The 19847-nt window shown below is 36.5% G+C and carries 22 protein-coding genes and 1 pseudogene; 14 read left to right on the top strand and 9 right to left on the bottom strand.

Features of this window, described 5'->3' with window-relative positions; translation table 11 throughout:
- Positions 1-18: 18 nt before the first annotated feature.
- Complete coding sequence (locus SP4011_RS00820) at positions 19-1266, bottom strand: transporter (RefSeq protein ID WP_338619480.1); 1248 nt, start codon at positions 1264-1266, stop codon at positions 19-21.
- A 315-nt stretch (positions 1267-1581) separates the two neighbouring features.
- Complete coding sequence (locus SP4011_RS00815) at positions 1582-2433, bottom strand: Rgg/GadR/MutR family transcriptional regulator (protein WP_338619479.1); 852 nt, start codon at positions 2431-2433, stop codon at positions 1582-1584.
- Between the two features lie 123 nt (positions 2434-2556).
- Between SP4011_RS00815 and SP4011_RS00810 the strand changes: the two genes are divergently transcribed.
- Positions 2557-2898: a metal-sulfur cluster assembly factor gene (locus SP4011_RS00810; protein ID WP_001206380.1), complete on the top strand. Its 342-nt coding sequence runs from the start codon at positions 2557-2559 to the stop codon at positions 2896-2898.
- A gap of 301 nt (positions 2899-3199) precedes the next feature.
- Here SP4011_RS00810 and ilvD read toward each other — a convergent pair whose 3' ends face one another.
- The 6 genes and pseudogenes from ilvD to SP4011_RS00780 form a co-directional block, all read right to left on the bottom strand.
- Positions 3200-4903 carry a dihydroxy-acid dehydratase gene (gene ilvD, locus SP4011_RS00805; RefSeq protein ID WP_000137343.1) on the bottom strand — a complete coding sequence of 568 codons (1704 nt, stop codon included), beginning with the start codon at positions 4901-4903 and terminating at the stop codon, positions 3200-3202.
- 230 nt (positions 4904-5133) lie between these two features.
- Positions 5134-6065, bottom strand: a pseudogene (locus SP4011_RS00800) (transketolase family protein).
- A complete protein-coding gene (locus tag SP4011_RS00795) occupies positions 6062-6919 on the bottom strand; it encodes a transketolase (RefSeq protein ID WP_166732271.1) in 858 nt (285 codons plus the stop codon). The pseudogene SP4011_RS00800 and the gene SP4011_RS00795 overlap by 4 nt, the downstream one beginning before the upstream one ends.
- Positions 6920-6922: 3 nt before the next feature.
- The gene (locus tag SP4011_RS00790) at positions 6923-8269 is read right to left on the bottom strand and encodes a PTS ascorbate transporter subunit IIC (protein ID WP_000975300.1); all 1347 of its coding nucleotides are present in this window, start codon (positions 8267-8269) and stop codon (positions 6923-6925) included.
- Between the two features lie 12 nt (positions 8270-8281).
- On the bottom strand, positions 8282-8566 hold the full coding sequence (locus SP4011_RS00785; RefSeq protein ID WP_000912476.1) for a PTS sugar transporter subunit IIB: 285 nt from the start codon (positions 8564-8566) through the stop codon (positions 8282-8284).
- A gap of 3 nt (positions 8567-8569) precedes the next feature.
- A complete protein-coding gene (locus SP4011_RS00780) occupies positions 8570-10600 on the bottom strand; it encodes a BglG family transcription antiterminator (protein WP_265477588.1) in 2031 nt (676 codons plus the stop codon).
- 356 nt (positions 10601-10956) lie between these two features.
- Between SP4011_RS00780 and SP4011_RS00775 the strand changes: the two genes are divergently transcribed.
- From SP4011_RS00775 to rpmG, 3 genes are all read left to right on the top strand, one after another.
- On the top strand, positions 10957-11133 hold the full coding sequence (locus tag SP4011_RS00775) for a PTS ascorbate transporter subunit IIC (protein ID WP_050243118.1): 177 nt from the start codon (positions 10957-10959) through the stop codon (positions 11131-11133).
- A gap of 151 nt (positions 11134-11284) precedes the next feature.
- Positions 11285-11467 (top strand): 50S ribosomal protein L32, encoded by a 183-nt coding sequence (rpmF, locus tag SP4011_RS00770; RefSeq protein WP_000290417.1) that lies wholly within the window; start codon positions 11285-11287, stop codon positions 11465-11467.
- A gap of 15 nt (positions 11468-11482) precedes the next feature.
- Positions 11483-11632, top strand: coding sequence for a 50S ribosomal protein L33 (gene rpmG / locus SP4011_RS00765; protein WP_001265622.1), 150 nt, complete (start codon positions 11483-11485; stop codon positions 11630-11632).
- Positions 11633-11710: 78 nt separating this feature from the next.
- Here the strand turns inward: rpmG and SP4011_RS00760 are convergent, their stop codons facing one another.
- Complete coding sequence (locus SP4011_RS00760; protein ID WP_082242376.1) at positions 11711-11896, bottom strand: FanG protein; 186 nt, start codon at positions 11894-11896, stop codon at positions 11711-11713.
- 28 nt (positions 11897-11924) lie between these two features.
- Between SP4011_RS00760 and SP4011_RS00755 the strand changes: the two genes are divergently transcribed.
- From SP4011_RS00755 to SP4011_RS00710, 10 genes are all read left to right on the top strand, one after another.
- A complete protein-coding gene (locus tag SP4011_RS00755; protein ID WP_000615750.1) occupies positions 11925-12539 on the top strand; it encodes a CadD family cadmium resistance transporter in 615 nt (204 codons plus the stop codon).
- 11 nt (positions 12540-12550) lie between these two features.
- Positions 12551-12889 (top strand): Cd(II)/Zn(II)-sensing metalloregulatory transcriptional regulator CadX, encoded by a 339-nt coding sequence (cadX, locus tag SP4011_RS00750; RefSeq protein ID WP_000711078.1) that lies wholly within the window; start codon positions 12551-12553, stop codon positions 12887-12889.
- Between the two features lie 50 nt (positions 12890-12939).
- Positions 12940-14355, top strand: a complete 1416-nt coding sequence (locus SP4011_RS00745; RefSeq protein WP_338619475.1) for a helix-turn-helix transcriptional regulator — start codon at positions 12940-12942, stop codon at positions 14353-14355.
- A 319-nt stretch (positions 14356-14674) separates the two neighbouring features.
- On the top strand, positions 14675-15124 hold the full coding sequence (locus tag SP4011_RS00740; protein ID WP_338619474.1) for an RNA polymerase sigma factor: 450 nt from the start codon (positions 14675-14677) through the stop codon (positions 15122-15124).
- A 199-nt stretch (positions 15125-15323) separates the two neighbouring features.
- A complete protein-coding gene (locus SP4011_RS00735) occupies positions 15324-15644 on the top strand; it encodes a hypothetical protein (RefSeq protein WP_000874693.1) in 321 nt (106 codons plus the stop codon).
- Complete coding sequence (locus tag SP4011_RS00730; protein WP_045610914.1) at positions 15644-16744, top strand: type IV secretion system DNA-binding domain-containing protein; 1101 nt, start codon at positions 15644-15646, stop codon at positions 16742-16744. The genes SP4011_RS00735 and SP4011_RS00730 overlap by 1 nt, the downstream gene beginning before the upstream one ends.
- The gene (locus SP4011_RS00725) at positions 16741-17346 is read left to right on the top strand and encodes a hypothetical protein (protein WP_338619473.1); all 606 of its coding nucleotides are present in this window, start codon (positions 16741-16743) and stop codon (positions 17344-17346) included. The genes SP4011_RS00730 and SP4011_RS00725 overlap by 4 nt, the downstream gene beginning before the upstream one ends.
- Before the next feature lie 205 nt (positions 17347-17551).
- A complete protein-coding gene (locus SP4011_RS00720) occupies positions 17552-18157 on the top strand; it encodes a replication protein (protein WP_001040935.1) in 606 nt (201 codons plus the stop codon).
- Positions 18150-18398, top strand: a complete 249-nt coding sequence (locus tag SP4011_RS00715; protein WP_001058391.1) for a MerR family transcriptional regulator — start codon at positions 18150-18152, stop codon at positions 18396-18398. Before SP4011_RS00720 ends, SP4011_RS00715 begins: the two co-directional genes overlap by 8 nt.
- An 89-nt stretch (positions 18399-18487) precedes the next feature.
- On the top strand, positions 18488-19753 hold the full coding sequence (locus tag SP4011_RS00710; protein ID WP_338619472.1) for a site-specific integrase: 1266 nt from the start codon (positions 18488-18490) through the stop codon (positions 19751-19753).
- Positions 19754-19847: the final 94 nt, after the last annotated feature.

The raw sequence follows: 19847 nt of genomic DNA, 5'->3' as shown, positions 1-19847 counted from the left end.
TGAGAAAAAATTTAGGATTTAGATATCATTTTTGAGATTAATAACTGTCAAAAGAATAGCTAGCAAGGAAAGACCAACAAATAGCATCCAAGTCAACTGTATATTCCATACGGCTACAAGTGAAAAACAAGCTGTTCCCACAGGTATGGATAAGGTGAACAATAAACCTAAAAAATTACTGGTACGAGCTAGAACCTCTGGAGCTAGATTTTTCAGGAGCATGGCACTAATCTTTGGTTGAACTTTACCAGACACATACAGAGTTGAACAGAGAAATAGTAAACCAAGTACGACTTGATTGAACACATTAGCCAGACCAACTAGACTGAGTCCTACGGTCACCCACATCATCAATCTAGGCAAGGACTGCTTCCCAAAATAATCATTGCCCGTAAGGCTACTGATGATGATTGCTAACAAAGCACAGAATTGACTGATAAATAATGCCTCTGTGTAAGAAAAGTCCAAAAGAGAATGGCTCAAAAAGAAGATGTTATAGATGCTTCCTAAAGCGCCACCCAAGGCATTGATAAGCAAGACAGCAAAGATCATGAATCCAAAGTTTTTCTGTCCACCTTTAAGAAAAACGAGACGTAAATTTCGATAAATCGTTAGGAACTGCTCTTTGATCGGAAGCTTCTCATTTTTTAGAATTTCACCATCAGCAGATGACATTGACAGGCTCAATTTGCTTTTTCCTAAAAAGAGGATGACGGCTGATACTAGGAAGAAACAGGCATTGATTCCCGCAACGAGGGAAAAATTGTTGACAGATAGACCTAAGAGCCAGACTCCAAAAGCTTGACCACCAATAGCTGAAATATAGGTGATAAACTGGTTAAAAGAATAAGCCTCCATCAGATCGTCTTCAGCTACTTTTTCCTTAATGAGAGGCATGCGCAAGCCACCTGCAAAATCACTGATGACATCACTAATGACATTGATTAAACACAGGCTAGAAAAGGCAAAGAGACTAGCTTGCTGAACAACTAGGGCTGCTAGAAAAAATAGAACCGCCTGAAACAAACCACTATAGACCATCCATTTGACCTTGTCCCTCGTGTAATCTGCCCGAACCCCTACAAAAACTGTAAAGAGAGTCGGAAGAAGCATGACAATATTCGCCATAGCAACAGCAAAGGAGGCTTGTGGTAGGGTCGATGCATAGACGATAAAGACCAGATTAAAAATTGAAGCACCAAAAGCATTGAAGAAGCGTGACAAAGTCAAGAGACGATAAGCTTGATTTCTGAACAATAGTTTCATAGATAATCTCCCTTCTTGTTCAAATACTCAATGAAAATCAAAGAGCAAACTAGGAAGCTAGCCGTAGGCTGCTCAAAACACTGTTTTGAGGTTGCAGATAGAGCTGACGTGGTTTGAAGAGATTTTCGAAGAGTATAAGTTCTTATGTGAAGTATGACTATAGTATAGCACTTAGAAATTTTAGAAGAAAAACTTTTGAATATATGCAACAAATAAAATGAGAAAAAAGAAACGATAGAATTTCTTTGATGGCCTGAGAAAGCTCAATAGTTCTATCGCTTAAAATTTCAAATTATTTTCGTAGTTTGCAGATATTCAACAATCGGTCGTATTTCTATAGTATTCGGCAGATTTATTACAACCAAGCATCTCAAAAATACGGACAGCATCCTCCATCTTTTTCTGACCTTCCTTGACTCTGCCTTGTTTACTATCAAGGAGACCCTCTGCCCACAAATAGACAATTCGGAAATAGGTTTCATTTTCATTGTAGAAATGCTCTTCGATAACACGTTTAAAATAAGAGGCATTGGTAAATTCTTCACACTCAATGCTAGCTAAAAAGCCATTCAATAGTATAGTGTGAAAAAGGTTTCGATTGCCAGACATTTCCATTAGAAAATCAGATTTGCGTACCATTTCTCGTACATATCTAGTAAAAAGAGAAACAGATAAAAAGGGAGAACTGACTGAAAATAAATTGAGTTCATAGATTCCCCAAATCTCGGTAGAAAACAAATAATCATGAAGGACTTTCCCTTCCTCTGCCGTTAACTCTACCGTATCATCCATGCTCTTCATATAAGACTTAATCATAATGGCATTTAAAATATGTTTCTGTTTGTTTTGAGAATGGACATGCTTTTGATACTCCTTGCGATACAAGTCCTCAAGAGGAGCTATATTCTTTGGATCCAAGACATCTATGATTTCTTTTCTCAACTCAGAATCTGTATCATACTGAAAACCTCTCGCCAGAAAGAGAATTTCCTCTACACTGGCAGATATATTTCCCAAGGCAAATAGAAACTTTTCCACCGAAAGCTCACTCTGACCTGTTTCAAAGCGGGACAACATAGACGGCGAAAATTGTCCCCCGGTTGCTTGTCTCAGTGAGATATTTCTTGACTCTCGTAATTGTCTAAAGACTTTTCCAATCTGCTCCATAGACTTCCCCTTGATTCCGTATTTTCTTCATTTTATCATATTTTTCAGAAAATTCATCAAAAGCTTGCCAAATTGTCAGAGTTATGAGAAAATAGGGGATATTTATCATGTGGAGGGACTGTAATGAGAGAGGATATCAAAATCAATGACCGTGCTTTGGCCTTGCAAGATCAAATTATCGAAAAACTAGAGAAGGTTTTTGATACAGATGTGGAATTGGATGTTTACAATCTAGGGCTGATCTATGAAATCAATCTGGACGAAACAGGTCTCTGCAAGATTGTCATGACCTTCACTGACACCGCCTGTGATTGTGCCGAAAGCCTGCCTATTGAAATCGTTGCAGGTCTGAAACAAATCGAGGGGATCGAAGATGTCAAGGTTGAAGTTACCTGGTCGCCTGCTTGGAAAATCACACGAATCAGTCGCTATGGCCGTATTGCCCTTGGACTACCACCTCGTTAATCAGACCAATCACTTTTAAAGATGAAAAAAGCAAGCCGAAAATGGCTTGCTTTTTGATACTCAATGAAAATCAAAGGGCAAACTAGAAAACTAGCCGCAGGTTGCTCAAAACACTGTTTTGAAGTTGTGGATAAAATTGACGAAGTCAGCTCAAAACACTGTTTTGAGGTTGTGGATGGAACTGACGAAGTCAGCTTAAAACACTGTTTTGAGGTTGTGGATAGAACTGACGAAGTCAGTAACCATACCTACGGCAAGGCGCCGTTGACGTGGTTTGAAGAGATTTTCGAAGAGTGTGAGTTTATTTTTTACCTGACTTGTCCATATTCCAGAAGTCTGTCACGGCTCCGCGTGAAGCAGATGATACGATATGGGCATATTTACCGAGGACACCACGGCTGTAAAGTGGTGGCAAGGTTGTTTCTGCCTTGCGTTTTTCAAGTTCTTCTTCGGATACGGCCATGGAAATTTCTTTGGTATCTTGGTCAACCGTAACGATATCGCCTGTACGAAGGTAGGCAATTGGTCCACCATCCTGAGCTTCAGGAGCGATATGTCCAACAACCAGACCATAAGTACCACCAGAGAAACGGCCATCCGTCAAGAGGGCAACCTTATCTCCCTGACCTTTACCAACAATCATGGATGAAAGTGACAGCATCTCAGGCATACCAGGACCACCCTTAGGTCCAACGAAACGAACAACGACTACATCGCCATCAACGATTTCATCTGTCAGAACAGCCTGAATCGCATCTTCTTCTGAATCAAAGACTTTAGCTGGACCAACGTGACGACGAACTTTAACACCTGATACCTTGGCAACTGCACCGTCAGGAGCAAGGTTCCCGTTCAAGATGATAAGCGGACCGTCCGCGCGTTTTGGATTTTCAAGTGGCATGATGACTTTTTGACCTGGTGTAAGGTCTGCAAAGTCAGCTAAGTTCTCAGCGACAGTCTTACCCGTACATGTGATACGGTCCCCGTGAAGGAATCCATTTGCCAGCAAGTACTTCATAACCGCAGGCACACCACCGACTTCGTAGAGGTCTTGGAAGACATACTGACCAGATGGTTTCAAGTCGGCCAAGTGAGGCACACGTTCTTGGATGGTATTAAAGTCCTCAAGTGACAAGTCAACATTTGCGGCGTGGGCAATGGCAAGCAAGTGAAGAGTGGCATTTGTAGAACCACCGAGAGCCATAGTTACAGTGATGGCATCTTCAAAGGCTTCACGAGTCAAGATGTCTGATGGCTTGAGACCAAGCTCCAACATCTTAACAACAGCACGTCCTGCTGCTTCGATGTCTTCTTTCTTGTCTGCTGATTCAGCTGGATGAGATGAAGAGCCTGGCAAACTCATACCGAGAACTTCGATAGCTGTCGCCATGGTATTAGCAGTATACATACCACCACAGCCACCAGGTCCAGGGCAGGCATTACATTCAAGACGTTTCACGTCCTCAGCCGTCATATCACCGTGGTTCCATTTTCCGATCCCCTCAAAAACAGAAACTAAGTCAATATCTTTGCCATCAAGATTTCCCGGTGCAATAGTTCCACCATAAGCAAAAATAGCTGGAATATCCATATTAGCAATGGCAATCATAGAACCCGGCATGTTCTTGTCACAGCCACCGATAGCAACAAAAGCATCGACGTTGTGCCCACCCATAGCCGCCTCGATTGAGTCTGCAATGATATCACGAGATGTCAAAGAGAAACGCATACCAGGTGTTCCCATAGCAATCCCGTCCGCTACAGTGATAGTCCCAAACTGCACAGGCCAAGCACCTGCCGATTTGACACCCTCTTTCGCCAATTTCCCAAAATCATGCAAGTGGATATTACATGGTGTATTTTCCGCCCAAGTCGAAATCACTCCCACAATCGGTGTTTCAAAGTCCTTATCTGTCATACCAGTCGCACGAAGCATAGCACGGTTTGGTGATTTAACCATGCTGTCATAAATGCTACTGCGGTGACGTTTATCTAATTCAGTCATTTGTTCCCTCCCATTTCAGTTTTTACTATTATAGCACATTTTAAAAGCAATGAACAGAAGAAAATTCTTGAATTTTCAGAAAATTCTATATACATATAAACATTTTAAATTAAAAACAACAAAGCGGATCAGGGCACTTTCTGATGACCAGAATATGCTTTTAATCCGCTTGCTTTAAATAACGTAATGTAATTTTTACAGAAGTTCTTTCAGATAAGTGTATTTAACATCTATCTTGCATTATAAAACTCTAGAACTTTCTCTTTTATATTCGATTCACTCAAACCATACTCATTAAGAAGATAATCCATTTTCCCAACTTGACCGAATCTTTCTTGAACACCCATCCGATGAATTTTTGTTATTCCATCATCAGAGAATAATTCACATAAAGCACTGCCAATTCCACCTATCTGATTGTGGTTTTCTACAGTAAATATAGTTTTTCCACTTAACATTGTTTTTATCTGTTCTGGTATCGGTTTAATTCTAAATAAATCTATCACACCTCTGAATAACCTAATTTAGACAGTTCATCCGCAACTCGAATACTTGGAGCAACCATTATGCCAGAAGCAACTATTACAACATCTTCACCGTGTCTTAACTCAATGTAGCCTTTAGAAAAGTCTTCTCCACCTTGATATACAGCCTCTGGAGCTTTTCTAATTGTTCGAATATATTTTAGTCCTTTTAAGTATAATGTCTGGTTCAAGATTTCATGAAATTGGATATCATCAGTTGCTTCAAAAATGATTGATTTAGGAATTAAACGTAACAATCCAATTTCTTCAAATGGCATATGTGTTCCACCATTCATCTCTGCCGTTACTCCTGCATCTGAGCCAATCACAGTGGCATCCAATTGTGCGTACCCAAGAGAAATAAATAATTGATCAAATACTCTTCTTGAAGCAAAAGGGCCAAATGTATGAAGATAAGGTCTAAACCCCTGAATAGATAAACCTGCTGCAAGCCCGACCATTTCTGCTTCCATTATTCCAACATTCACATAACGGTCTCCAAAGTCCTTTTCAAGATTATTAGTAGCCATAGAACTTGACAAGTCTGCTTCTAAAACTACTATATCAGAATAACTTTGGTTAGCCTCTAGAAGGAAATCTCTATACACATGTCGTAATTCTTTCGTACTTCTCATCATTCTGTTTCCTCCAATTCCTGACTTAATCTTTCTACAACTGAAGTTAACATTTGTCTCTCCTCTACAGTAGGGCGAAGATGATGATTGGATTTCATTTCTTCCAGCTCTCGAACTCCTTGACCTTTAATAGTGTCTAATACAATACACTTAGGGGATGAATTATTTGACTGTTTTAATTGGATAATCCCTTCATAAATTTCTCTAATATCTGAACCATTGACCCTAATGGATTCAAATCCAAATGATGAGAATTTTTCTACAAAATCACCTGGATTACAAATATCCTTTGTAAAACCATCTAATTGTTTTTTGTTATCGTCTACAAATACAATTAAATTAGATAACTGTTGATGAGAAGCAAACTGTATAGCCTCCCAACATTGTCCCTCATTTAACTCACCATCTCCAACAATAGCATAGGTATAAAAGGGACTTTTTCTTATTCTCTGACCATATGCAAGTCCGGTTGCAACACTAATTCCTTGTCCTAAAGAGCCCGTTGTCATATCTATGCCTGGCGTTAGATTTCTATCAGGATGAGACGGTAATTTGGTTCCATTTGTATTTAAAGAATATAAGAATTCTTTGTCAAAGAAACCATTCAAATAGAGTGTACTGTATAGAGCTGGTCCTCCGTGACCTTTTGATAATATGAAATAATCTCTATCTCGCGATGCAAATATTTCTGGAGTCATTGGCATTATTTCACCATAAAGCACTGCTAGAACTTCTACGATAGACAGGCTCCCTCCATAATGACCAAATCCAAGATGATTCAAGGTTTCAAGAGTATTTAATCGGATGTTAGTCGCAAATTTTCTTAACTCATCTTCTCTATTTTTACTTAAAATCATCCCTTATTCCTCCTTTACAGATGGCTTTTTAATAAAGGATACTCCAAACATAACTGCTAAAATAAGAACAAGACCAATCACAATGCCTGCTTGTGAGCCAAATTGATTTAACATTCCTAAAATAATTCCTGATAGACCAAAATCTGCATCTGAGAAAGTTGATCCTTGGAAACCAAGTCCTCCCAAAACTGGCATTAAAAAGACTGGAAGAAAACTGATTAAAATACCTTGTAAAAATGCTCCAATAGTGGCTCCACGAACACCACCAGATGCATTCCCAATAACACCTGCAGTCGCTCCACAGAAGAAATGAGGCACAACGCCTGGTAATATAACAACCGTTCCTGAAGCAATCATAATTGCCATACTTACTAAACCACCAACAAAACTAGAGATAAATCCAATTAGAACTGCATTGGGTGCATAAGTATAAACAATCGGACAATCCAAAGCAGGTTTTGAATTAGGTACAAGACGCTCTGAAATACCTTTAAAGGCTGGAACAATTTCACCCAAAATAAGGCGAACACCTGCTAAAATAACAAATACACCTGCTGCAAATTGACCTGCTAATTGTAAAGCATAAACTAGACCACTTGTACCACTACTGATTTCTTTTTCTATATATTCTGACCCTGCAAAGATAGCTACAATAATATAAATAACTGCCATGGATAAAGTAATACTAACAGTACTATCACGTAAAAAAGCTAGACTCTTTGGAAATTTAATGTCCTCTGTTGATTTTGATTTGTCACCGATAAGGCTACCAGTAAAACCACTCAACCAATATCCCAAAGAACTGAAATGACCTAAAGCCACCTTGTCATTTCCAGTTAATTGAACCATATATTTTTGCACAAATGCTGGGGAAATACTCATAATAATACCGAGTGCTAATCCTCCTAGTAAGATAAGAGGCAAACTTGTAAAGCCAGCAACTGATAAAATGACTGCAATCATACACGCCATATATAGAGTGTGGTGCCCTGTTAAAAAGATATATTTGAATCGAGTAAAACGAGCAATTAAGATATTGAATACCATACCTGCAAACATAATCATTGCAGTAGCTGAGCCATATGTTGTTAAAGCTACAGCTACAATCGCTTCATTATTCGGCACAACGCCAGATAAATGAAAAGCATGCTCAAACATGGTACCAAATGGATTTAAAGAATTTTGTACAATTCCTGCACCACCAGATACAACTAAGAAACCAACAAAGGTCTTAATTCCACCTTTAATAATATCAGGTAATTTCTTCTTCTGAAGAACTAATCCTAAGATTGCAATTAAAGCTACTAAAATAGCTGGTGTACTAACAATATCCAATATGAACTTCATCATGACGCTAGCCTCCTATATAAGTCCTTTTTCTTCACAAAGTTTAGTAATTAATTCTCGTAGTTCATCCATATCAATAATACTATTTAAGATACGAACATCTCCAAGATGACTAGCTGAATCAGCTAGATCACGACCAACAATCCAAATATCAGCAGCATTTGGATCTGCTCCACCTAAATCATAGTGTTCAACTTCTACATCTGAAACATTCAAATCACTCAATACAGATTCAATATTCATCTGTACCATAAAACTTGAACCTAATCCTGAACCACAAGCTGTACCAATTTTTAACATTATTTAATCCTCCTGTTTAATTATCATTTCAATGTCATCATAGTTTTTTGATGATATTAAAGTTTGAACATGATTTTTATCTCTTAAAATTGTTGTTAAATGTGACAAAGCCTTTAAATGACTTTCATTATCAATGGCTGCAATACAAATCAACAATCTTACCTCTTGTTCTGGATTATCCAATAAATAAATCGGTTCTTCCAAAACTAACATTGACATTCCTATTTCATTCACACCTTCATCTGGCCGAGCGTGAGGAATTGCTACTCCCTTCCCTAAATTAATAAAAGGCCCAAACTCTTCTACTTTTTGAATCATTGCCTCAGGGTAGTTCTCCGTTATCTTATCTTGATCCAAAAGCGGTTTAGCTGCTAAACGAATCGCCTCCTTCCATCCTAATTTTTGCGAACTAACCTGATAGGTTTCTTTGGTAATAAGTTGTTCTAGCACTGGTACAATTTCCTTTCTATCATTTTTTTGATAAAGATAATTCTTTAACGCCAATCTTAATTCCAATTCTTGTGTAATAATTCCATATCTTTTGACAATATTCAGGATTTGTTCAATCTCAAAATCCCCATACTCTAAATTCGGAAAATCTTTTAACACTAGTTCTACTAGTTGTATTGCTTGCTCTTCAGTCATCATAACCGAGACTAGATAATTTGGCTTTTCTGTCTCCACCTTTATGGTAGAAAAAACCATATCATAGTCACTACTAGCTTTCACCTGTAAATCATCAATCTTTGAAGTTCCTATAAACTCAATTTGAGGAAATAATGCTAATAGATTCTCTTTTAACATCAATGAAGAACTAACACCATTAGGACAAATGATTGCTGCTTTATACCATTTTTGAGGCAAAGTATCTGCTTTCTTTAAATAACCTCCGAAATGGATAACAAAATATGCTGTTTCACTATCAGGTATGGGATTGTCAATAGCATCCATCAAGGGCATCAAAGAATCTTTGACTAACTCAAATAAATCAGGATAATGTTCTTTAACATGCAATACATATTCATTTGAACTAGGTAAGCCGAACTTTAATCTATAGTAAGCCGGTATAAGGTGGCGGCGAAGATTTTCTCTCAATCCTTCCCTTTGTTTAAAATGTAATAAAGAAATATCTTCCATTCTACTTATAATAGCCTCTGTTAATTGATTAAAGTAAACCGGAGCAACATCTACTTCACCTTCAAAGCAACTTGATAATAAAACTGTGATATAGCGATAATCATCCTCAGAAAACACCGTATCTATAATTCCCAAATCAACCACTGTATCCAATAAAATAGTGGTTATATCTTGAATAACAGGAGATACTAATGTCTCTGAAAGACATACTCTTTCAACATCCCTTTGATACCTACACAGAATGAATACTAAACCGAAAAGGCAAACTTTTAATTGATTAACAATAGGTACTAGCTGTAGCTTCTCATAATAATCTTTAACTACCTGATTTATCAAATCATAAGTTAATGAATACCCCCAACTGGATAAAACATAATCCAAACCCCAAATCCCTATGGAGGATTCCAGCAACTCACTAACCATTTGAAAAGCTAAACGGTGCTTATTCCACTCTGAGCCGTGTAAAGTATAACCTTTTGCTCTACTGTACCCTAGCTCCAAATCATTATCTAATATAATCTTTCTTAATGATTGAATATCAGATAAGGTTGTATTCTTACTTACTTTCAAAAAGTCTTGGTAATGATTATTCGATATAAAATCTAATCGGCAAAAAGTGTAAAGATAGATTAATGCTAAGCGAGTCGACTTTGGTAAAACCAATTCATCCGACTTAATAATATCTGTCAAAGACTGCTTCGTACGATTTGATAAACTATAGCGACCTTGCTTTTTATCCAGCACTATCCCTTTATTAGCTAGATAAGGCACTAAATAATCTATTCCTTCTTTGACTTCCTTTATAGGTAAGCTCACCTTAACAGATAATTCATATAATGATAGCTCACAATGATCCATCAAAGTCATCAAAATAACTAGTGCTCTATAATCAAACATTTCTCTTCCTTTCTAACTACAATTATAGTGTAAAAGTTATAAGAATAAAAGAGTATTTGAGCACAATATAATCTCACCTTTTAAAAGAAATTATTGGGCTGAAAGTTTTTAGTAATTATTTTTCTACTTTTTCTTGACGTTATAAATTAAAGCGATATCATTTAGATAACAATTAATAGGAATGGTTGAAATGGCACTAGAACGGCTCAATTAAGGGGAATTGGTAGAGCTTGACAAAGAGCGAAAAGCTGCCATGGTTTCAAATCTCCTTGTCGTTCTTTGTGGCAATCATGATGCACAACCAATTGTCAACACAGGAAGTCTTTACTAAAGATGGCTGAAGCTAAAAAAAGCAGATCCCCCTTCGACTCTCAACAAAGTTATACGCTGCACTCGCATCATGGGCAGAAGATAACTTCCGATCAGTCAATGGGCAAATCGAGTATCTCCTCACAGAATGTGTCAAGCAACGGAAAAAAGACGGAAAATACGTATCAGAAACCATTGACGAACCATTTGAGATTGATATTTAACACCTTCTCCTGTCTGCTAGGTCTGACAGGAGAATTTTTTCATCTTTTTTTGTCAAGTAACTTTACTTTACAAAAAAAATGTGTTATCCTAGTATGGTTGATGAAAATCAGTAGATTGAATCGAATATAAATACCTAAAGGAGAAATCAAAATGGCAGTACCTGCACGTCGCACTTCAAAAGCGAAGAAAAACAAACGTCGTACACACTACAAAGTAACAGCTCCATCTGTAAACTTTGACGAAACTACTGGAGATTACTCACGTTCTCACCGTGTATCACTTAAAGGATACTACAAAGGACGTAAAATCGCTAAAGCTGCATCAGCTGAATAATAGAAGGGAGATACCATGCGCGTAAATATTACACTTGAACACAAAGAATCTGGTGAACGCTTGTACCTTACTTCTAAAAACAAACGTAACACTCCAGACCGTCTTCAATTGAAGAAATACTCACCAAAACTTCGCAAACACGTTGTGTTTACAGAAGTTAAGTAAGGGTTTCAGTACACGTCAATAGACGTCAAAATATTGATTTAAAGTGATTTTTGATTTTTTGAAACTCATTATATCGCACTACAAATCAATAAAAACTCTACCTTTTACTCTACCTTTTTTAGATAAATATATCATCTGGATATTGAAGTTAAGCCCTGCTATCATTTCGATGGCAGGGCTTTTTAATATTTGGTACACTAACGCCTTATCTATATTTTGGTGAATTTTAAGTTGACATCTACAAAGTTTAATGTTAAAATACATTCAAAAATATATTTGAATGAGGTGTTTTATGATTCAAAATGTTGTTACTTCAATAATACTGTATTCTGGGACAGCCGTAGACTTACTTATTATCCTAATGTTATTTTTTGCCAAAAGAAAAAGCAGAAAAGACATCATTAACATCTATTTAGGACAATTTCTAGGCTCTGTTAGTCTAATATTGCTAAGTTTGCTTTTTGCATTTGTCTTAAATTATATTCCTAGTAAAGAGATTTTAGGTTTACTCGGTTTGATTCCAATTTTCCTAGGTCTCAAAGTTTTGCTTTTAGGAGATTCTGATGGAGAAGCTATTGCCAAAGAAGGTTTGCGCAAAGATAATAAAAACCTGATATTTCTAGTCGCTATGATTACTTTTGCAAGTTGTGGTGCTGACAATATTGGTGTCTTTGTTCCATATTTTACTACCTTAAATTTAGCAAATTTGATAGTAGCTTTACTTACCTTTCTAGTCATGATTTATCTCTTGGTTTTTTCTGCCCAAAAATTGGCACAAGTCTCTTCTGTTGGAGAAATTTTGGAAAAATATAGCAGATGGTTTATTGCCGTTGTTTATTTAGGATTGGGGATATATATCCTGATTGAAAATAACAGTTTTGACATACTATGGACTATATTAGGCTAGGAGAAAATATTATGAAAAAAGATAGTATCTGTCAAGTGGATGTTATAAATCAACAAAATGTTACAACCGCAACGAACTACCTTGAAAAGGAAAAAGTCCAAAAATCACTTCGCATTTTATCAAAATTTACCGATAATAAACAGATAAATATCATCTTTTATCTCCTTGCCGTCGAAGAACTCTGTGTCTGCGATATAGCCTGTTTATTAAATCTCAGTATGGCATCTGCCTCCCACCATCTTCGTAAACTAGCCAATCAAAACATCTTGGACACTAGAAGAGAGGGGAAAATTATATATTATTTTATAAAAGATGAGGAAATCAGAGATTTTTTTAATCAACTAGGATAACAACTATTTTTACTACTTTCTACTTTTCCATGATTATAGGGGGATTATATATGAAATTTTTTGAAGAAAATTATTCACAAGAAATACCTACTCGTATCAAAAATTTAAGAAAAAAATACAATATTACACAAAGCGAACTAGGCAATGCAGGTCAAGTTAGTCAAGTTGAAAGTGGTAAGCGACCAATTACGAGTTCGATGTTAGTTTATTTAAATGCTCTAACCGCTTCGAGCTATACGTATATCGTTTTTGGAGAGTTAGATGAGTTTATTGAGAATCTGTTTCATTATTTTTTCAGTTCTATTTTATATAGAGATTTAGAGGCTGTAGATGAAAAACTATATTCTTTCATGAGTGATGATTTAATTTCAATCCAATCAAGTTGTCTAAGTATTGCCAAGACATTTGCAAATTTCAATATTCAAAGAAAAAGATTTATGATTTCTACTGAAACTGAAATGGATACTTTTCACACGAAAGATGACATTGACGTATGGGTTGGTGGAAAAAGTTATAACCCCGCTAGAAGTTTTAGAACCCGTACCATCAATGAATTGACTGTCATTGATTTTGAAGAAATGTTTGATATTCTTTGGTTGATGTTAGGGGATAATTTAATTAAATCATTTGAAGTTAATGTCTGTGGTATCCTATTTGAATTAGGCGGAAATGACATACCCTCAATATTTAGGCAAGAAAACATTGATCCTCTCATCAATAAATGGTGGTATGATAATGTTTCGACAGAAATTATCCCTAATCTAATAAAAAAACTCAAAGAAAATCCCTTGTTTAATATCGGATTTATGGTAAATGATATATTAGAAAGAATGTATAAAGAGAATATTCCAAAATCTTACCTTACATCCGTCCCGTTAGTTATTTCTCAAAAAGGAAGAACAACCTCTTCGTTTAGTATGACTGGTGGTCAACAAATAGATGGAGTAAAATTCAAACAGATATCTGAGGACTGTATGAAATTACTCAGTCAAGGTAAGGATATCACAGAGTTATATCAAAAATATTCTAAAGAAGAGTTGGCAAATCTAGGCATTAATATTTATCAATCCAATGATATAGAAAGGACTGAGGAAAGAACTTTTGATGAAATTATCAGTTGGGTTTCTAACCCTTATGCAACAAGACCAATTCAAGAAAGGCACACTATTCAATTAGAGCCAACAAGATTTTCACTAGAGGATAAGAAACGTATTGAAAAAATTGCCTCTCAGGGAATAAACGACATCGACCTTGTTGATTTAGTTGAACTCTATGATATCAATTTAGATAATACAAATGTCACTCGCTATATTGAGGGATTATTGACGAATAATACACAAGTAACATACTATTTCCAAGAACAATTAAACGAGGAATTACTCGCAATGGCTTCGGCTTTAGATAGAGTTCAACAAGCATTTATTAAGCTATTAAGCGAAGAAGAGATACGAAAATTTGCTCTTTAAAAACTAGGTGAATCGCCTAGTTTTTTTTTGCACTTCGTTTTACAAATTAGTTTATTGAAGTAAAAAAAGAAGTAAAAAATAAAAGAACATTATGCCTTATACTGAATATATCAAGAAAAACTCTTGATAAAAATTTTAATAGTCCAAATTGATGGCCATCAAAGGACAGATTGAAACAAATATGATGATATGACGATAAAGGTCATGTCTTGCATAGAATTGTTTCGCTGTTTCTTTGTTGTGCCTTTTAGCATACTCAGCGTTCAATATTTGCTCATTTTGTTTCCTTCTGTCCAAGGACGGAAAGGAGCTCATCATTATGAGCAATAAAGTACAAGAACGCCGTGAGCGTAAAATCAAAGAAGCTTTTAAAGCTAAAAATTGGAATGAAGTAACTCGTTTGCTTCAACAAGAACAAAGTAATGCAGAACGGCGTGACCGATACCACCATAAACGAAGTATGGAAGAAAGCATATCTCGTAATGACGGTAAACGACGTGAACGCTATGAAGTAGTTGCAAGTTCTGATTTGAATCCCGAAGAAGCTTTAATCCTAGCGGAGTTAAGACAAGCTATTCGTGAAGCTAAAGCATCCCTATCAGAAATTGACAGTAAGATTGTTGAAATGATAGCGGAACAAGGTTCAAGCTATAAAGAAACGGCTCGCTATATCACTGAACATTACAAGAAAATGAGTGATGTAACTGTCAAATCTCATTATTGTAAAGCACTAAAAAAATTAGCTCCTTTATTAAAAAGTTATCGCTAATACCTCAAATCCAGTGTCTCTGTCACTGGATTTTTTATAAAAAAATTAAAAATTTAACAAATAACTTTGCGTTTGGTTGTCTCATTCTCCTTAGTAATAAGGAGGTGATACATAACTAGAGCAACTACGTCCAGCTCACGACCAAAACCGAGCAAGTCTCATTCGTATTATTTCTCAATAATAAAGGAGGAACAACCCTATGGCGTTTAAAATGAAAACAACAAAAGGTGGTTATACAACTACATTGGCTGATAAAATTATCAGTCAAAAACAACCGATTTACTCACTTAGTACCGAACTTGAACCACAACAACGGTTTGAAGAAGGAAAACCAACAGGAGAAATCGTAGCCTATAAAGCATGGTTTGTACAGGAAGGGCAAGACCCTTTCCAAGTAAAATTCGAAGATACGATTGAGCTTCCAGCGTTTCAATCCATGATTCAATTTGACACCCTACAAGCCTGCGAAGTAAAATATAACGTTTACTTCAAAGCAAATGGTATCAAGGAGGTTCGGTAATGACCTCACAATCTCGTGATGTGCTGAACCAATCTTTCCTGCAATCTTACCTGCTCCAGAGCCTAAACATGGCTCTAGGGGCTTTAATGCAGGGGGAAACCAGCTATACTAATTCTTTTAACGTCATTATTCAAGAAGACGGCTTTGTCTTTGTCCCTCGCCTACCGTGCGCTTATATCCTCGATGACGACTTATACAAGAAAATCTTTCTGATTGCCAATGCTTCACTTTACCCACAATATACGCTTCTAAAACAAAATGCTACCTATTTTGTCCCTCTAGACACAGATGACTTACACATTCAACGTGGTTTATTCTTCCCTTGGAAAAGAGGGATTTCAGAACGTTTAGCGATTCCTGATTTGGATAAGTTTTCAGCCAGATTGCCACATGGGAAAATCCCTATCATGAAGCACTTTGAACTCAATTTAGACAAGGTCAATCACTGGGCTATTGCTGGAAATTCAGGTTCTGGGAAATCGTATGCTCTCACTTACTTCTTGAGTGTACTGAAGCATATGTCTGACTTGATTATCATTGACCCGAAATTTGATACCCCAAGTCGTTGGGCAAGAGAAAATCATATTTCCGTTATCCACCCTGTCGAAAACCGTTCAAAATCTGATTTTGTATCACAGGTCAACGAACAATTAAGTCAATGTGCAAATCTCATTCAAAAACGACAAGCTATCTTGTATGATAATCCCAACCATCAATTTACCCATCTAACTATTGTTATTGATGAAGTCCTAGCTCTATCAGAGGGAGTCAATAAGAATATCAAAGAAGCATTTTTCTCCTTACTCTCACAGATTGCCTTGTTAGGACGTGCTACCAAAATCCATCTATTTTTAGTAAGTCAGCGTTTTGACCACAATACTATCCCAATTTCAGTAAGGGAACAGCTAAACGTATTGTTACAAATTGGAAATATCAATCAGAAAACTACTCAATTTTTATTTCCTGACCTCGATCCAGAGGGGATTGTCATTCCAACAGGACATGGTACAGGTATCATCCAAGTTATCGACAATGAACACCCCTACCAAGTTCTGCCCCTACTCTGTCCAACCTACTACACTAAGCGAGGTATCCTATGACCACAAAAAACTACTTTATAAGAAGTTTCAATCTTATACTATATTTGGTTCTCTCTACTCCTATCTGCTCTGTCTTCGGCTGGCTATTCAATTTTCTTTCCGTCCAATTAGCCAACATCTTATTTGTCAACCTAGATTCAGTTAAAAACATTACTGATACCATTAGTTCTGTAAGTCACAAATCCGCTCTTATTTCACTACTACTTGCCTTACTATTGACTGGATTAGAGATAATACAACGGTTGAAAACAGATAGTCTTCGGAACTATATCCAATCTGTCTATCACACTTTCCTGTTGCGACACTTCCTGTTTCAGCGTGAACGAGTACAGAAGATAAGTAACCTTGAACACCAGACCGTTACCACCATCAATCCAATCCATAAAGGATTTAACCGAGCTGTTCGCAAGTGTATTGTAGATATACGAAAAGATACCATCACTATTTTTCTAAAAGTCCCTAGAGACCAACAAGGGCAAAAAATCCTAAAAGAGATGGAAGCACAATTAAAAGAAGAAATCGTCAGCCAACACGCAGACTATTATTTCTCCTCTCCTATTCGAGTTCGTAACCAATTGTGGTTCACTGGACAAAAACGTTAATCCCTTGGGGCTGTGGCTTGCGTTAAGCAAAAGCCAGACAGCCCCTTTTTATATTCTTTTCTATCATGACCTATTGGGGTTACTACGACCCCCAATAGGTCAATAATCAATAATCACAAAAAATTCAATTTTTTCAAAAAAACTTTGCATACGACCTGTCATTTCTCCTTAGTAATAGAACCCAAAAGAAATGAGGTAACTGCCTATGGCAAAAGAACAGCGCTCAACCAAATGGACGTTTCTCTTCTACGAGGAAAGCGCACCAGAGAACTACTTGAATATATTAGAGGAACTCCATATTCCGTTTATTCTTAGTCCTTGGCACGATAAGGATGTTAATAGACAGACGGGAGAGTTCAAGAAATCGCACAAACACGGTGCTTTCTTCTTTGATTCACTGAAAAGCTATTCACAAGTATCAAATATCATCAGTGACAAACTAAACGGTCCAGCACATGTGGAGGTAGTTATGTCTCCCACTGGTTTATTTGACTACTTTACCCATGCGGAAAATCCAGATAAGACCCCCTACAACATTGAGGATATTGAAGTCGGTTGTGGCTTTAATTTAGAAAAATTCTTGATGGAGATGAACTCCTCGGATTTTATACATGAAGTAGTTGATATTATCGAAGAGAACGACTTTACCGAATTTGAAGAATTGGTCTGGTATGCCCGAGCAAACAATACCAATTTATTAGGACTCATTATTGAACGTACATATTTCTTCGCCAAATACCTAGATTCACGAAGATACAATCCTAATCGACTCCATAATTCAAACACAGAGGAGAAAGAGAATAATGAATAACGAAAAATTAGAACAAATTGAACAACTATTGCAAACACTTATCAAACTCATTCAAATCAAAGAACAGAACATACCACTAAAGATAATACAACAGCGAGAATTGCTAAAACAGCTAAATATCTCCCCAAACACATTAAAAACTTGGGAACAAAAAGGATTAAAAAGATTAGAACCTCCTATAGAGGGAACTCGAACCGTCTTCTATCTACTAGATGATATTATCAACTTTTTACAATCCTAATTCTGAAAATTTTTGCTAAAATAGTTCTATCTAAAAGAAAGAGTGGTAACTATTTTAGCCTACTTCAATATCCATGAAGAAAGGCAAATATGGAAACTGAAACAATTATTCATAATGGCAAAAAAGTCATTAAAAAAATCAAAAAAGATAAGTCCATCTCATACACTTTGAAGGGGGCATTTCTGGGAAAAGATATCAAAACTGGTAAGCAAGTCACTACTACCATTACAGCTAAGACACTAAAACAGTTAGATAGAGCAATCATTCGAGCACGACTAGAATTTGAAAAAAATGGCTCAACACGAGAAAAAGTTATCGTCATTGATACACTGGAAGATTTAGCTGAAGAATGGTTTAAATCATATAAGACCTGGGTCAACTCACATAATACTCTGAACAGAGTAAGAGGTTATCTTGATAATTATATTATCCCTAAATTTGGAGATTACAAACCAGATAAAATTGAATCTGCGGATATCCAGCTTTGGTTAAATGGTTTGGCAAAGAAATCAAAAGAGTCCATTGAATCTGGTATAAAGCGTGCTGATAAAGGTAATGCTAAAGATTTTGGTGCTGTTATCCATAAGTTGAAAGATATTTTTGACTATGGAATTACAAACTATGGACTAATCACTAATCCTGTTAGCTCTGTTAAGATACCACCTAAGCCAAAATCAAATAAGCAACGCATCATGGTATTACATGATGATAGTCTTGTAATATGGCTTAATTATCTTGAAAGTTTAGATAACAATAGAGCCAATCGTAGATTTAAGTTAATTTGTAATACTTTATTAGCCTCCGCTTTGCGAATAAATGAACTACTTGCGTTGACGATTGATGACCTAGATTTTGAAAATTCTTCTATTAATGTCAGTAAAACATTGATGTGGAAAACCGCAAATAAAAAAGATGGGACAAAAGGGGAAGTTATCTGTAAAGCTACACCAAAAACTGATGCAGGAAATCGCTCTGTCCCTGTCCCTCTCCCCATAGTAGAAAAACTCAGAGATTTCCACCACGAAATGAACTTGTATCTTGAATTGCACAACAGACATAGAACAAAACTGATTTTCCCTACAATCTATGGCAACTATATGTGTGATAGAAACGAGAGAACAACTCTTAAGAAAAGGTTAGTAGGTCTTGGATTACCAAACTATGGTTTCCATTTGTTCCGACATACTCATGCTTCAATGTTGCTCAACGCTGGCACAAATTGGAAAGAACTTCAAGTCAGAATGGGACATAAATCAATTTCAACTACAATGGATACTTACGCTGAATTAGCACCACAACGAAAGTTAGAAGCTGTGGGGATTTATCTTGAAAAGATTGCTGAGCTAACGCAATAACTACTCTACCATTCACTCTACCTTTTATTAGGTAGCATTCTAGAAACATTGATGTACCAACGTTTCTAACAGCTAAAATAGAAATTATTTAACT

The sequence above is a fragment of the Streptococcus parapneumoniae genome, from assembly GCF_037076355.1.
GTDB classification, from domain to species: domain Bacteria; phylum Bacillota; class Bacilli; order Lactobacillales; family Streptococcaceae; genus Streptococcus; species Streptococcus parapneumoniae.
The sequence above is the reverse complement of the archived record's forward strand: the minus strand, read 5'-3'. Positions and strand labels throughout refer to the sequence as shown.

Excerpts from the sequence above, each read along its gene's own strand:
- SP4011_RS00730 (WP_045610914.1), top strand. The coding sequence starts at position 15,644 with ATGACCTCACAATCTCGTGATGTGCTGAACCAATCTTTCCTGCAATCT.
- SP4011_RS00780 (WP_265477588.1), bottom strand. The coding sequence starts at position 10,600 with ATGTTTGATTATAGAGCACTAGTTATTTTGATGACTTTGATGGATCAT.
- SP4011_RS00755 (WP_000615750.1), top strand. The coding sequence starts at position 11,925 with ATGATTCAAAATGTTGTTACTTCAATAATACTGTATTCTGGGACAGCC.
- SP4011_RS00785 (WP_000912476.1), bottom strand. The coding sequence starts at position 8,566 with ATGTTAAAAATTGGTACAGCTTGTGGTTCAGGATTAGGTTCAAGTTTT.
- SP4011_RS00745 (WP_338619475.1), top strand. The coding sequence starts at position 12,940 with ATGAAATTTTTTGAAGAAAATTATTCACAAGAAATACCTACTCGTATC.
- rpmF (WP_000290417.1), top strand. The coding sequence starts at position 11,285 with ATGGCAGTACCTGCACGTCGCACTTCAAAAGCGAAGAAAAACAAACGT.
- SP4011_RS00715 (WP_001058391.1), top strand. The coding sequence starts at position 18,150 with ATGAATAACGAAAAATTAGAACAAATTGAACAACTATTGCAAACACTT.
- ilvD (WP_000137343.1), bottom strand. The coding sequence starts at position 4,903 with ATGACTGAATTAGATAAACGTCACCGCAGTAGCATTTATGACAGCATG.
- SP4011_RS00810 (WP_001206380.1), top strand. The coding sequence starts at position 2,557 with ATGAGAGAGGATATCAAAATCAATGACCGTGCTTTGGCCTTGCAAGAT.
- SP4011_RS00740 (WP_338619474.1), top strand. The coding sequence starts at position 14,675 with ATGAGCAATAAAGTACAAGAACGCCGTGAGCGTAAAATCAAAGAAGCT.
- SP4011_RS00760 (WP_082242376.1), bottom strand. The coding sequence starts at position 11,896 with ATGTATTTTAACATTAAACTTTGTAGATGTCAACTTAAAATTCACCAA.
- SP4011_RS00815 (WP_338619479.1), bottom strand. The coding sequence starts at position 2,433 with ATGGAGCAGATTGGAAAAGTCTTTAGACAATTACGAGAGTCAAGAAAT.
- SP4011_RS00820 (WP_338619480.1), bottom strand. The coding sequence starts at position 1,266 with ATGAAACTATTGTTCAGAAATCAAGCTTATCGTCTCTTGACTTTGTCA.
- SP4011_RS00795 (WP_166732271.1), bottom strand. The coding sequence starts at position 6,919 with ATGATTTTAAGTAAAAATAGAGAAGATGAGTTAAGAAAATTTGCGACT.
- cadX (WP_000711078.1), top strand. The coding sequence starts at position 12,551 with ATGAAAAAAGATAGTATCTGTCAAGTGGATGTTATAAATCAACAAAAT.
- rpmG (WP_001265622.1), top strand. The coding sequence starts at position 11,483 with ATGCGCGTAAATATTACACTTGAACACAAAGAATCTGGTGAACGCTTG.
- SP4011_RS00725 (WP_338619473.1), top strand. The coding sequence starts at position 16,741 with ATGACCACAAAAAACTACTTTATAAGAAGTTTCAATCTTATACTATAT.
- SP4011_RS00735 (WP_000874693.1), top strand. The coding sequence starts at position 15,324 with ATGGCGTTTAAAATGAAAACAACAAAAGGTGGTTATACAACTACATTG.
- SP4011_RS00710 (WP_338619472.1), top strand. The coding sequence starts at position 18,488 with ATGGAAACTGAAACAATTATTCATAATGGCAAAAAAGTCATTAAAAAA.
- SP4011_RS00720 (WP_001040935.1), top strand. The coding sequence starts at position 17,552 with ATGGCAAAAGAACAGCGCTCAACCAAATGGACGTTTCTCTTCTACGAG.
- SP4011_RS00790 (WP_000975300.1), bottom strand. The coding sequence starts at position 8,269 with ATGATGAAGTTCATATTGGATATTGTTAGTACACCAGCTATTTTAGTA.